This is a genomic window from Candidatus Poribacteria bacterium (assembly GCA_016866785.1).
Taxonomy (GTDB): domain Bacteria; phylum Poribacteria; class WGA-4E.
This window is the reverse complement of record VGLH01000019.1, coordinates 1-13,333: the sequence shown is the minus strand read 5'-3', so window position 1 is coordinate 13,333 and position 13,333 is coordinate 1. Positions and strand designations below refer to the sequence as shown.

Here is a 13,333-nt window from a genome sequence, read left to right as displayed (position 1 = left end):
ACGAACCACCAGGCGCGGAGCACGACCACACGTCGCTCCCGCGGAAACGGGAGCCTAGAGTCAAGGCATCACGCTCGCGCGGGACGGGTCTGCGGCTACTTGTCGATCTCCCACTCCGCCAAGCCCAGCGCCATCGCAGCAGGGCGCTCGATCTGCGTGCTGATCTCGACATGTCTGCCCGTCACGGATGACCGCTCGAAGGACGCCATGACCTCCAGCACGTGGTAGGCGAGCTCGCCGTTCGCGCGGTGAGGGCGTCCGGACCGGATCGCCTGCGCCATGTCGATGACGCCGATCATCCGCGCGTTGTTCGGGAACGCGAGGGGGACCTCCTGCCAGTCCTCCCGCGCCTTGCTGACCGAGACGGTTCCGCCGAACCCGTTGGGGTCGGGAACGCGTATGGAGCCCTCCGTGCCGTAGAGCTCGATGCAGGGGAGTCCGTGCCGCCACATGTCGAAGCTCATGATCATCGTGACCACGGCTCCGTTGGCGAACTCGATGGTTCCGGCGAGGTGCGTCGGCGTGTTGACCGGGATGCGCAAGCCCTTCGCGGCTTCACTTGTGGCGATACGCTCGTCGAAGCCCTTGCTCGTGACCGCCGCGACGCGCTTGGCGGGTCCCAGGATGTTGACGAGCGCCGTCACGTAGTAGGGCCCCATGTCGAACATGGGCCCGCCGCCGATGTCATAGTAGAACGCCGGGTTCGGATGCCAGCTCTCGTGTCCATGTCCGCACATGAAGGCGGAACCGGCAAGCGGCTTGCCGATGGCTCCGCCGTCCAGCGCCTTGCGCGACGTCTGGATGCCCGCGCCGAGGAACGTGTCCGGCGCGCATCCGACCCGTACGCCCTTCGCGCGCGCCGCGTCGATGACGCGCTTACCGCTGGCGACGTCGACGGCGAACGGCTTCTCGCTGTAGGTGTGCTTGCCAGCCTCGATGGCGCGGAGAGCGACCTCAGCGTGAGCCCGGGGGATCGTCAGGTTGACGACGAGCTCGATTTCGGGGTCCGCCAGCAGGGCGTCGACAGTGACGGCTTCGCAGCCGTGCTTCTCCGCCTGACGCCGCGCGGCGTCCATATTGAGGTCGGCGCAACTCTTGATCTCGACGACATCCGTCTTCTGCGCGCCGCCGAAGTAAGCGCCGCTGATGTTCCCGCAGCCGACGATCCCGATCTTCATTCCGAAGTCCCTTCCCGAGCTGGATAGCCTGCACGAGCCGATGAACGCTGGCATCTGGTGATCCGCGCTGGGCAGGCGCGGAACCGGGTGCTCTGCGCACACGCAGTATCGCCGTCGCGAGAACCGACGTCAACGCCATCTGGAGACTCGCCTTGCTTCCGTCAGATTCATATGTTATCCTGAGCGACGACTTGATTCCGGCGCAGTCTCGACGCAGCAAGGACGCCACAACGCTCCCGCCGAACGGAGCACCGATGGTTGAGACCCAATGTCCCTGAGCCACCAGGGACGTGCAGTCATCGTTTCCGGGGGCACCCGAGGGATCGGGCGAGCCATCGCCGACGGATTCCTCGAAGCCGGCGCCCGTGTTCTCGCCTTCCATCGCGGGGCGTCGCCGGCGTCCATCGAAGCCGAAGCCTCTATTCGTAAAGACCAAACCGAGGCAGTCCGTGACGGGCGCCTAGTGCTCCTGCGCGCTGACATCAAGAGCCGACGGGATCGGCGGCGGGTTCTCGACGAAGTGCTCAGTCGGTTCGGTCGGCTCGACGTCCTGATCAACAGTGCGGGTGTCTGCTATCGCGACGATCTGACGCCCGCTCGCGTTCGGGATCAGCGCACGATCAACGCGGTCGCCCCGACCGACTTCGCGCGGGAAGCCGCTGCGGCGATTCGACAGAACGCACACGCCTCGCCGCAGACGCCGACGCGCGGGGCGATCATCTCGCTGTCGTCCTACGTCACGGAATGGAAGTCATTCAGCGCGGAGTACCTGAAGCGCTACGCGGAATCGAAGCGCTCGATGGAGCGTCGGATGCGCGCGCTGGCGCTGGAGCTACGTTCCGACGATATCAATGTGCACGTGGTCGCGGTCGGCGTCGTGTACGCCGGCATGGGCTTGGCGACGATCGGCAGGAAGGAAGAGGCGCTGCGCGAAGGCAAGCTGCCGGTGACGAAGTTCGCCGACGTGGACGCCGTCGTCTTCGAGACGCTGACGCTCGCGCATCCGCGCGCGCACTACAAGACGGGGCGCATCGCCGTTCTCGACGGCGGATGGAACCTGGGCGATGCGGCAGACTAGGCGAGAGATTCGCCATGCAACCGGCTGCTGTCGAGGGACGTATAGTATCCTGGCAGCCGTTGCGGCGCCTCTTCACCTGGTCTTGATCGTCGCGTTCGCCCGAATCATCATCCAGACAGAGACGCTCATGGCTTCACCGCTGACAGCTTCCGACTACGGGCAGACGCTGCTCGCGACGTCCGCTGCAGATGTCTGGTGGGCGGACGCCACCCGCAAGGTCGGCAAGCGCCGCGACGTGCCGACTGCGGTCGCGGAAGCCGCGACCATCTCCGCCGCCCGCCATGAGTACGAATCCTTCCAGATCGTCATCCGCCCCAAACGTCATCTCCGGCGGCTTCGCGTGACGGCGTCCGGGCTCAAGTCCTCTGGCAGCGCGGAGATCGCATCTCGGCATGTCTCCGTGGCGCGAGTCCTCTACGTTCCCGTGACGAAGCCGACCGACAACACGGGCTCCGTGGGCGCTTGGCCCGATCCGATCGCGTCGATCCAGGAGCCGTTCGATCTGACAGCGGGCGTCAACGTGCCGATCTGGGTCACCGTGTACATTCCGAGCGACGCGACGCCCGGCGACTACAGCGGCGCCATCTCGCTCGACGCGGAGGACTGGAGCTCCGAGGTTCCCTACCGGCTGCACGTGTGGGACTTCGCCCTGCCGCGGGAAACGCACGTCCAGACGGCGTTCGGGTTCTCGCCGGGCGTCGTCCGACGGTACCACCGACTGGATACGGACGAGGAGCTTCGCACCGTCGTCGACCGCTACTATCGGAGTTTTTCGGCGCATCGCATCTCGCCTTACGACCCGACATCGCTGGATCCCATCGAGGTGCGCCTCGACGAGAGCGTCACGCCGTCTCAGATCCGCGTCGACTTCACGCGCTTCGATGCGGCGGCATCGCGCTACTTCGACGAGTTCGGGTTCAACTCGCTGCGCCTGCCGCTGAGAGGCGTCGGAGGAGGAACCTTCCACTCGCACCACGCTGGCGAGTTCTTCGGTCACGCGCAGGGCTCTCCTGAGTACAACCGGCTGTTCCGTCAATACGCTCAGCAGATCGAGACTCACCTCGAAGAGAAGGGCTGGCTCGACAAGGCGTACATCTACTGGTTCGACGAGCCGGAACCCAAGGATTTCGACTTCGTCAAGGCGGGGATGGAGAACATTCGCCAAGCCGCGCCGAAACTGAATCGGATGCTGACGGAGGAACCGTCCGAAGCGCTGCATGGCTACGTCGAGCTCTGGTGCGCGATGACGCCCGACTTCGATCCAGAACTGGCGGAACCGCGCCGAGAGAAGGGCGAGCGGTTCTGGTGGTACATCTGCACCGCGCCGAAGGCTCCCTACGTAACGCTGTTCACCGACCACCCGGCGACGGAGCTGCGCGTCTGGCTCTGGCAGACGTGGAAGTACGGCGTGGATGGCATCCTCGTCTGGCAATCGAACTACTGGACGAGTGACCTCGCGTTCCCCGACGGCATCCAGGATCCCTACGCCGACCCGATGAGCTACCAGACCGGTTACGGGCGCGAACCGGGGCATGTCGGTCACTGGGGCAACGGCGACGGACGGTTCATCTACCCGCCGCCGGAGACGGTCGGGACGTCGCCGCGCAAGTCGCTGGACGGGCCCGCGAGCTCAATCCGGTGGGAGATGCTGCGCGAAGGGATCGAAGACTACGAATACCTGTGGCTCCTGCGCGAGACGGTGAAGGTCATCCGGGCATCGCTGGCGAATCTGTCGAGCGACGCGAACGCGGAGATCGAGCCTCATCTGGCGCAGAGCGAAGACCTGTTGATGGTTCCCGATGCCATTTCAAAGAGCATGACGGAGTTCGCGACCGATCCAGCCGCCATCTACGAGCATCGCGCTCGAATCGCGCAGGCGCTGGAGCGACTGGGCGCGTTCTGCGGCGCGCACGAACTGCCGTCGCCGCGCTGATGCCCTGACACGGCAAGGGCTCGCACGGAAGGAGAAGCGATGGAGCTACGACGACTGGACGAGTTGCGCTCCGAACAACCGAAGCGGGGGAACCGCTACAGCCGCAAGGCGCGCCAGGAACGCGCGGGTCGAGTCCGCGCTTGGGCATACTTCATTCTCTCCTTGGCGTCTGCCTTCGCGATGATGGTTCTGGCGATTCCGAAGCCGCAATCGTCCACCAACGATACCGAAATCGCGTCGTTCCAACTGCCACACCTGGGCGGAGCTCGCGCGTTCGCGCGCGACGCGCAGGTGATCGACGCCACCGAGCCTGCGGAGACGCCTGACATGTCCGTTGCCGATACGCCGGAGCCTGCGCGTGTCGCGGCGGGGAAGTCGAGCGCGCGTGTTGCCGCGCAGGAGACGCCCGCATCTCAACGGAAGGCGGGCGTTCAGTACGTCACCCACGAGGTGCGGCGCGGCGAAAGCCTATCCGTGATCGCACGCAGCTACCGAGTGGATTGGTACACGCTGCTCAGCGTGAACCGGCTCAAGAGCAGCCGGTCGATCCATCCCGGCGACAAGCTCCGCGTGCCGGATCGGCGCGGCTTGCTGCATGTCATCGAGAAAGACGACACGCTCGAAGACATCTCCCTTGCGTACGACGTGACGATCGACAAGATCGTCGACGCCAACGCGCTGGAGGACCCGGACGTCGTCAAGGTCGGTCAGGAGTTGTTCCTGCCGTCGGCGAAGATTCCTCGGTTCCTGATCCGGACCGGACGCACGAACGCCGTCGCGGTGGGCAGGAACCGCACGCGAGCCGAGCGATTCGCCTCGCCTGCGCCGGGGCCCATCTCGTCGGGCTACGGCTACCGAACCCACCCCATCAGCGGGCGGTGGACGATGCACAAGGGCGTCGATTACGCGACGGGCTCGGGATACCCGATCCGCGCAGCGCGCAGTGGAACCGTGAGCTACGCAGGACGCCTGGGAGGCTACGGGAACCTGGTCGTGGTCGATCACGAAAGCGGGTACTCCACCCGATACGCCCACGCTTCGCGCATTCTCGTAAAGCGCGGTCAGAAGGTGAAGCAGGGGGCGCGAATCGCCCTCGTGGGCGACACCGGCTACACGACGGGACCGCACCTGCACTTCGAGGTCTGGCGCGACGGAAAGTCGCTCGATCCGGTCAGCGTTCTGCGCCGCTGAACCCAGCGCTCGTCAATGCGTTTCACCATACTGAATCAGGATATCGCGCGAAGTGGTACTGCCGCTTCGCCGTTTTCTTGTCGGGTCCGGTCCGGACTGCCGCACATCCGAGACCCTCGATCACTGCGAGACCAAGTGGCGTCACCGCCACAGGTCTTGCGACGACTCAAGAGACGACTCAAGAGACGACTCAAGAAGGGATAGGTCATGAACCGTTGGCGCGCCGTCGGCAGGTTGGCGAGCGGCCTGCTGCTAGGCGTCTTGATCGCGATGCCGTTCGGATGCTCGAGTCGGGACGAGATGCGCGAGGAGGACCTGCCGGCAGCCGTGCAAGAGGCGAACCGAGCCCTCGCTGCCGCCGAAGCCGCTCTCAAGGCTGCCAACATCGAGATTTCGTTCGAGAACGTGTCGGAACTCGATTCGCTGCGCGAAGTCCTGCCCGATCCAGACGAGCTGGCGAAGCCGGAGACGCAGGACAACCTGGAAGTGGCGATCACCGAGTTCTACAACGTCTTCGACGCCATGGAAGTGTCGCTCGACCCGCTGGAGCTGATGGCGCTCGAGCGCAACGTGCCCGCGTCGCCTGCGCAGCTCAAGGACTTGGGACTGTCCACGAGCGATCAAGCGCTGGTGCATCTGTACTTGGGCTATCTCTACGCGCTGGACGCCGTATCGCGGCTGCAGCAAGCGGGAGAGGACCTCTTCCAGATCGCCTATCCGAGAGACCTGGTGTCGGGCAAGGTGTACGAGTTCCAACTGCTCGTGGACATCCAAGGCATGAGTCCGGATGAGGTGATCGCCTTGTTCGGACCGGAGCAGCGGCAGGCGGTGTTGGACGCCGTCGCGCTTCTGACGGGCGGCAAGATCAACGTCGGAGGGCTGACTCCCGACTTGGATCCCACTGTGTTCCGACGAAGCGCCATCTACCATGTGGCTCAGGCGGTGCTCCTGGCGAACGAAATCTCGCCACAGCTCAAGAATGCGCTCGACGACCTGGATACGACCGTCAACGAGCAGCTCGCCGCCGAAATCCTGCGCGAGGTCGAGAGTTGGGGATTCACGCTTGAGGCGCTCCCCGCGGAGCTGTTGAACATCGTGCAGTAGAAGGGGACACCCGCGATGGATCGAAGACGCCACCGAACCGCCATGCGCTCCTCTGCGTCCCGATGCGCCGGCGTTCTCGCCGTGCTCGCCGTGTTCGTGATCGGGCCCGTCGGCGCGTCCGGCGACGCGAAGGCTCCGACGCTCCTGAACCGGGGCATCCGCGCGATGGGCATGGGCGAGGCGTACGAAGCCGTCGCCAACGACTCCAGCGCGTTCGAATACAATCCGGCGGGGATCGCCCACTTCCGACGGTTCAGCTTAGACCTGTTCATGCAGGGCAGGGCAACGCGCGACCTGGCCGAAGAAGCCGCCGAGTTCGAGGACTTGACGAGAGACATCGATGCGCTCGTCGGCAAGGCGGAAGGCGATCCGGCAAACGTGCTGACGACGCCGGAAGCCCAAGTCATCGTAGATCGGCTGGAGCGCATCCGGGCGGAGAACCTGAAAGGCGTTGCGCACGTTCCCGTCGCCTCCGTCGTCCTGCCATTACCCGACGTCGCCGGCATCCGGCTGGTCGGTGGGGCGTCTGTGTCGAATCAGGTGCTAGTCGGGGCCCGGATGGAGCGCGCGGGGCTGCGCTGGGGCTCTCCCGTGCTGGACGTGCTCGACGACGACATCGTGCTCCAGGCGGCGGCGGACATCCTGACCGTGCGCGCGGCGGTCGCCGGCGAGATGGACCTGCCGGACCTGCCTCTCATCGACAGAGCCAGATGCGGGCTCTCCTACCGCATCATCTCGCGGCGGTACATGAACGATCGCTTCGCGATCATCGATATGCTCGACCCGGAGGCGTTTCGCGCCGAGCATTTCGATACGTCCATGCTCGACGATGGGTCGATCGACTCGTTCGCCGACGCGCTGGACTTCCTCGAAGGGAACACGACCAAGGAGACGGGCTTCGGGATCGACGCGGGGTTCCAGGTGGACCACACGGACTACCTGACGACAGCCCTCGTCCTTCGGAACCTGGCGTCCAAGCTGGGCGACGAGAAGTTCCCCGCCACGCGCACGATCGCCGTCGCGGGACGCCCGCTGCAGTTCCTGAAGATGGACAACGCGCTGTTGGATGTCCTCGTCGCGGCGAGCCTCAGCAACGGCGCAGGAGACGACTTCCTCGTCGATTTCCGCAACCGCACGATTGCCGACAAGCTCCATCTCGGCGCGGAGGCGACGCTGTTCCCACGGAGTCCGTTCCGCGTCACGGGCAGGATCGGCAACAACCAGGGGTTCCTCACGGCAGGGGCGACCGTGCGGCTGGCAGTTCTCGAAGTGGGCGTCGCCTATTACGGGGACCTCGAAGCCGACTGGCTGTCGGGGAACGTGCGTTTCGTGTTCTAGGCGATTAGGAGAGGACGAGGGATGGCGGGGCGACCCGCCATCTCTTGTGCCCGGGCCCGTCAGAGAGCACTTTCGATCGCGCGCATCATAGCGCGAAGGTTGACGGGCGGGGTCCCCTTGAGAACGTAGTTGGACACCCCGACGATCGCCCTGCCCGCCGACGCAGCCTCCAGGCACGAGCGCGTCTCGGCGTCCACGTCGGTGGGCCCGCCGCGATGGAGCGTCAGGGAACTGACGTTCCCGATGAGAACCAGGTCGGGGAACCGCTCTCGCAGTCGGTTCATGTCCATGCCAGCGGCTCGATCGATCTCGAAGTAGCCATCGACGCCTGACGCGCCCAGCAGGTCGTCGGCGATCTCCCAGGTATTCCCATCCGTCCCGAACAGGTAGTACATGCCGCGCTGGTGGCAGGCGTCGGTTAGGCGCTGGAGCCTCGGCAGCATCAGCGACCGGAACGCTTCGGGCGAATAGAACGGCCCCGCCGAGCTCGCCAAATCCCCGCCCCCGAACACGACGCGCACGCCTGCCCGTTCGAGTCCCGCGATGCGCCGCAGTCCGTGCCGCATCTGCACGTCGAGGAACCTGCCCACCAGATCGGGGCGTGCGACAACTGCCTCCAGCCAGACCGGTTCGTACGGAATCGCCAGCGAGCCGCCCTCGACGCGCACGACATAGCACGACGCGTAGGTGCGGATGAGCTCCTCAATGTCGGGGAAGCTCTCGATGCTATCGCCAGCGCGGTCGAGCGCTTCTTCGTGGCGCACGATCATCGCTTCGATGGACTCGAACGACGGCTGCGCCGTCTCCACCGGATGCCGGGCGACGACCTGGTAGAGCTCCGTGTCGGGGTCGTAGCGCATGATGCGCCAGGCGCTCTCCTGATCGCCGTAGAGGAAGGTCGTCTCGCTGAGTCGGGCGGTGGGCTTGGTGGGCATGCGCCAGTAACGAAGGCGCAGTATGTCTTGGTGGAGCGCCTGCGCGAGGTCGAACGCGTCTTCAAGAGACCGGTGGAGGAAACCGCGATGGGCGTCTTCGCCTTCCCAGAGCGCGGTCGCCTCGCGGAACTGTTGTACTCCGCCGCCGACGTACGCCTCGCGTCCGAGCACAAGGGACGCCGCCGCGCTCGAAAACCCGATGTGGTGGATCGGCACGCGGTCGGGCATCTTGCCAGCGAGAGCCGCTAAGACGCGTGTGCGTGGGTCCATGCGGGAGGCTCCACGGTTCGGCATCGCCCGTCAGATTCGTAGCCGACGCCTGCGGCGGTGTCACGTGCCGCCGTCAGATGGCGGGCATGACGGTTCCGCCGCTGACCGGCAGGAACACGCCGGTGATGAACCCCGCCAGATCGGACGCGAAGAACGCCACGGCGTTGGCGATGTCGAAGTCCTCGCCGCGCCGTCGCAGCGGCACGTTGCGCTCGTAGGACTCGCTGCGCTCCGTGCCGGAGGCGCGATGCCGCTCGCTGATCGTCCAGCCGGGAGCGACCTGGTTCACGGTGATGCCGTTGGGTCCCAGTTCCTTTGCCAGAACCCTCAGAACGCCGTCCATGCCCCGTTTTCCGGAGACGTAGGCGGACTGGTTCGGGGCGTTCTGCATGGCGCATTCCGTGCTCGTGGCGACGAAGCGTCCCCACCCTCTGGCAATCATCGCCGGCGCGAACGCCTTCGCCATGAGGACGTTCTGCATGACGCACGAGCGGAACTGGCTCTCGTAGTCGGCGACCTCCTGTTCGAGGACGGTCGTCCATCGGTACTGCGAAACCGCGTTGCAGACGACGATATCGGGCTCTCCGAGTTGCTCCGCGACGGTCCGCTGCATTGCTTCCACCGATTCCTGGTCGCCGACGTCTGCCTGTACGGCGGCGGCGCGCCGTCCCAACGAGCGGATATCCGCGCATACGGTGTCCGCCTGCTCGCGGTTGGTCAGGTAATGAACCGCGATATCAGCTCCCGCTGTGGCGAGCGTACGGGCGATGACGCGACCGAGTTGCCCGGAAGCGCCGGTGACGAGCGCAAGCCTGCCGCTCAGGTCGATGGCGAGCATAGGGGCTCCTTAGCGATTGGGAGAGTCCGCGACGGGATCGACGAGTCGTCCGTCGCGCATGTGGAGCACGCGGTCGGCGTCCTGCTGGAGCGAAAGATGGTGCGTGACGACGATGATGGTCGTCTCGTGCTGCTCGCGGAGTTCGCGGATGAGGTCGAGGAGGTTCTGCGACTGCGTGCTGTCGAGGTTCGCCGTCGGTTCATCGGCGAAGATGACGCTGGGACGGTTCGCTAGTGCCCGGGCGAACGAGACGCGCTGCTTCTCGCCGCCGGAGAGCTGCGAGGGTCGGTGCTCCAGCCGATGCCCCAGTCCCACCTGGGTCAGCAGCTCCTGGGAGCGTCTTTCCGCCTCGGAGCCGCGCACGCCAGCGATATCGAGCGCCAGCATGACGTTCTCAGCTGCCGTCAGATAGGGAATCAAGTGGAAGAGCTGGAAGACGAAGCCGATCTTCTCTTGGCGGAGGCGCGGCAGGGCATCCCGGTCGCGGAAATCGACCTCGACGCCGTCGATCAGGACGGTCCCGGCGCTGGGCGTCAAGATCGCGCCGAGCATGCTGATGAGCGTCGTCTTGCCGCATCCGCTGTCGCCGGTGACCATGACGAGCTCGCCCTTGTCGAAGGCGACGCTCACGCCATCGACAGCGGCGACGCGGGCGTCTCCCTCGCCGAAATGGCGACTCAGCTCAATCCCTTCGAGGACGTGCGCCACGTCAGAGCTCCCCGCGGAAGGCGACCATCGGATCGACCCGCAGAGCCCTCAGCGCCGCGAAGACGCCACCGCCGATGCAGACGAGCACGCTCAGCAGGCTGATGATCGTCGCCTCGATCGGGTTCAGCAGCACGAAGATCGGGAACGCCGGGACGGCAGCCAACGCGAGCACGACGCCCAGAACCACGCCTGCGACCGACATGAGCACCACCTGGTTCAGAATCAGGCGGAACACGTAGCGGTTCGTCGCGCCGATGGCTTTCATGACCCCGACCTCCTGCGTCTTCTCCATCGTCGTGACGTAGGTGATCATCCCGACGATCAAGCCGGCTGCCAGCCAGAGCATCACGCGCAGGAACTGGACGCCCTTCATCGGTTCGTCGACGAAGTTCTTGAGAATGGAGCCGATCGTCTCCCCGGAGGTCGCCGTCTCGACGGCGAGCGTCGTGCGGATGCCTCGGTTGGCGTCGTTAAGTGCAGCGGCGACTTCCGACGGCGATTCGTCGGGCTTCAGCTTCGCCAGGAAGGTGTTCACATAGATGACATCGGCGAGGACCGCCTTCTGCGCCGTGCGCACGTCGACAAAGACCAGCGGCGTGTCGAAGACGAACATCATCTTGCGCACGAGCCCGACGACTTGTATCTCGTGTCCGCCGATGTCGAGCGACTCGCCGATCTCCAAGCCGAGGGACTCGTCGACGACCGCCTCCATCGGGGGCTGCTGCTCCGGCGAATAGACTTCCGGGCTCGGCACGAAGAGCCGTCCGCGCAGCAGGTCTTTGGCGGCGGGCCCCCCAAGCCTCCCCAGGCGGTATCCGACGACGACCGCCTTGACCTCGTGTTCCAGCCCGTTTCGTCGGATGACCGGCCGGGCGTGCGCGAAGATAAGGGGGGAGATGTCTTTGTCAGGGTCGAGATGGCCCCCAGCGCTGCCCCGCACGGCGGGCTCGATGTACTCCGGGTTCAGCAGCGTGAACCCGACGAACACGCCGCCGGAGCGCTCGCGCGAGAGCCACAGGTCCGCCCCTGTGAAGGAGACGTATCGCCGCGCCTGCCAGCGCAGGCCGTTCATGATTCCGCCGAAGAGCAGGATGAGTGTCGCCAGGACGGCGATTCCGAGAACCGTCAGCAGCACTCGCAGCCGACGGTATGCCATGTCTCTGAGGAAGAGCGCTTGCATCGGTTCCCGCCTCCGCGCTCAGCGCAGGAGAGTCAGCAGGATCGCCTTCTGCGTGTGGAGCCGATTCTCCGCCTGATCGAAGATGATCGACTGAGGCGAGTCTGCGACTTCGTCCGTGGCTTCCCAGCCGCGATGCACCGGCATGCAATGCATGAAGATCGCCTCCGCCGGAGCCTTGCTCATCAGGTCGGCGTTCACCTGATACGGTTTGTAAAGCGCCAAGCCCTCGTCGGTCGGCGTCTCGTGCATGGAGAACCAGACGTCCGTGTAGATGACGTCGGCCTTCCGCACGGCGGCGACGGGGTCGGAGTTGAGACCGATCGTCGAGCCCGTGGTCTTCCCGACAGCTTGGGCGGCGTGGACGACGGTTCCGTTGGGGCTCTGGCCCGCCGGTGCGGAGATCGTCAGGTTCACACCGAAGTGCGGGCAGATGTGGAGCAGCGAGTTGACGATGTTGTTATCCGCCGCGCCGATGAAGGTCAGGTTCAGACCCTTCAGCAGCCGCTTGTGTTCGAGGATCGACACGATATCGCTGAGCACCTGACACGGGTGGTCGAAGTTCGTGAGCCCGTTGATGACGGGAACGCTCGCGGAATAGGCGATCTCCGCAAGCTGCTCCGGTTCGAAGACCCTCGCGACGATGGCGTCGACGTACCGCGACAGGGAACCCACGGTATCCGACAGGGTCTCGCCTCTGCCCAACTGGGTCGTGTCAGGGCTGAGATAGCTGGACGACCCGCCGAGCTGTGCCATGCCCGCCTCAAACGACACGCGCGTCCGCGTCGAATGCTTGAGGAAGAGGAGTGCGAGCACCTTGTTCTGGAGGGCGGTTCGGTAGCGTTCGGGCGCTCCCTTGACCTCCAGTGCCAGGTCGATCATCGCGTCGAGTTCGTCCCGCGTGTAGTCGCTCAGTGTGAGGAAATGCATGGGTCGTCCTCGGGTTTCTACGACGAGTGGGCGCGCCAGTCGGTTCGATCCATCGCGCCTTGAACACGCCTGCGGCTCAGCTCGTCGACTTCCCGCAGGTGAGGAAAGCCAAAGCATAGCCGGGCATGTTGCGAGTAGTCAAGGAATTCGCCTGACCTGCTCCGCTAAGTTGGGACAGTGGGCGCGATGAGGAGTATCCACCGTTGATAGGCGTCGCGACGGATGTTCTGCGTCCGTTTGTGCGCGCGAGGGATCCGATGACGGCTAATCTCGATCCGACGGCGAGCGTGAATCCGTTTGCGCGCGAGGGATCCGATGTTTCAGGAGGACGAAGAGCGGGGAGTAGGACTCCTGTGTTTTTCTCGTAGAGAGCATCTCGCGCCGCTTCGCCCACCAAGTAGCCAACGCGTAGGCGATGAGCGTCAAGGCGATCGTCTTCTCCATCCGCCCCCGGCTCCTGTTCATCAGTCTGTCCAGGTGCAGAAGCGACTTCAGGTCTTTGAAACTCTCCTCGATCTTCCTGCGCTTCTCTTCATGCGCTTCTCGTAGAGTTCGAGACCCTTCTCCGGCTCCAACGACGTGATAACCCAAAGAGGTTCCTTGCATCCCTGCTTCCAGCGTCCCGCCAGATGCACGCGCGTGGTTCCCTTGTA

At 65.1% G+C, this 13,333-nt stretch carries 12 protein-coding genes; 5 read left to right on the top strand and 7 right to left on the bottom strand.

Annotated features, from left to right (window positions below):
* Positions 1 to 95: 95 nt before the first annotated feature.
* Positions 96 to 1,178: a Gfo/Idh/MocA family oxidoreductase gene (locus tag FJZ36_04575; protein MBM3214172.1), complete on the bottom strand. Its 1,083-nt coding sequence runs from the start codon at positions 1,176 to 1,178 to the stop codon at positions 96 to 98.
* Between the two features lie 268 nt (positions 1,179 to 1,446).
* Between FJZ36_04575 and FJZ36_04570 the strand changes: the two genes are divergently transcribed.
* The 5 genes from FJZ36_04570 (at position 1,447) to FJZ36_04550 (ending at position 7,822) form a co-directional block, all read left to right on the top strand.
* Complete coding sequence (locus FJZ36_04570) at positions 1,447 to 2,256, top strand: SDR family oxidoreductase (GenBank protein MBM3214171.1); 810 nt, start codon at positions 1,447 to 1,449, stop codon at positions 2,254 to 2,256.
* The gene (locus FJZ36_04565) at positions 2,243 to 4,189 is read left to right on the top strand and encodes a DUF4091 domain-containing protein (protein ID MBM3214170.1); all 1,947 of its coding nucleotides are present in this window, start codon (positions 2,243 to 2,245) and stop codon (positions 4,187 to 4,189) included. The genes FJZ36_04570 and FJZ36_04565 overlap by 14 nt, the downstream gene beginning before the upstream one ends.
* A gap of 39 nt (positions 4,190 to 4,228) precedes the next feature.
* Positions 4,229 to 5,380, top strand: coding sequence for a M23 family metallopeptidase (locus tag FJZ36_04560; protein ID MBM3214169.1), 1,152 nt, complete (start codon positions 4,229 to 4,231; stop codon positions 5,378 to 5,380).
* A 207-nt stretch (positions 5,381 to 5,587) separates the two neighbouring features.
* Positions 5,588 to 6,484, top strand: coding sequence for a hypothetical protein (locus tag FJZ36_04555; protein ID MBM3214168.1), 897 nt, complete (start codon positions 5,588 to 5,590; stop codon positions 6,482 to 6,484).
* A gap of 15 nt (positions 6,485 to 6,499) precedes the next feature.
* Positions 6,500 to 7,822 carry a UPF0164 family protein gene (locus FJZ36_04550; GenBank protein MBM3214167.1) on the top strand — a complete coding sequence of 441 codons (1,323 nt, stop codon included), beginning with the start codon at positions 6,500 to 6,502 and terminating at the stop codon, positions 7,820 to 7,822.
* A 59-nt stretch (positions 7,823 to 7,881) separates the two neighbouring features.
* On the opposite strand, the gene FJZ36_04545 is transcribed toward FJZ36_04550, so the two are convergent.
* The 6 genes from FJZ36_04545 to FJZ36_04520 all read right to left on the bottom strand — a co-directional run bounded on the left by FJZ36_04545 (position 7,882) and on the right by FJZ36_04520 (position 13,124).
* Positions 7,882 to 9,051: a hypothetical protein gene (locus FJZ36_04545; GenBank protein MBM3214166.1), complete on the bottom strand. Its 1,170-nt coding sequence runs from the start codon at positions 9,049 to 9,051 to the stop codon at positions 7,882 to 7,884.
* A gap of 49 nt (positions 9,052 to 9,100) precedes the next feature.
* Complete coding sequence (locus tag FJZ36_04540) at positions 9,101 to 9,865, bottom strand: SDR family oxidoreductase (protein MBM3214165.1); 765 nt, start codon at positions 9,863 to 9,865, stop codon at positions 9,101 to 9,103.
* Between the two features lie 9 nt (positions 9,866 to 9,874).
* Positions 9,875 to 10,573 (bottom strand): ABC transporter ATP-binding protein, encoded by a 699-nt coding sequence (locus FJZ36_04535; GenBank protein MBM3214164.1) that lies wholly within the window; start codon positions 10,571 to 10,573, stop codon positions 9,875 to 9,877.
* A 1-nt stretch (position 10,574) separates the two neighbouring features.
* Positions 10,575 to 11,753: an ABC transporter permease gene (locus tag FJZ36_04530; protein ID MBM3214163.1), complete on the bottom strand. Its 1,179-nt coding sequence runs from the start codon at positions 11,751 to 11,753 to the stop codon at positions 10,575 to 10,577.
* Between the two features lie 18 nt (positions 11,754 to 11,771).
* Positions 11,772 to 12,680, bottom strand: a complete 909-nt coding sequence (gene argF, locus FJZ36_04525; GenBank protein ID MBM3214162.1) for an ornithine carbamoyltransferase — start codon at positions 12,678 to 12,680, stop codon at positions 11,772 to 11,774.
* Positions 12,681 to 12,944: 264 nt separating this feature from the next.
* Entirely contained in the window at positions 12,945 to 13,124 is a 180-nt protein-coding gene (locus FJZ36_04520) for a hypothetical protein (protein ID MBM3214161.1), read from the bottom strand.
* Between the last annotated feature and the right edge of the window lie 209 nt (positions 13,125 to 13,333).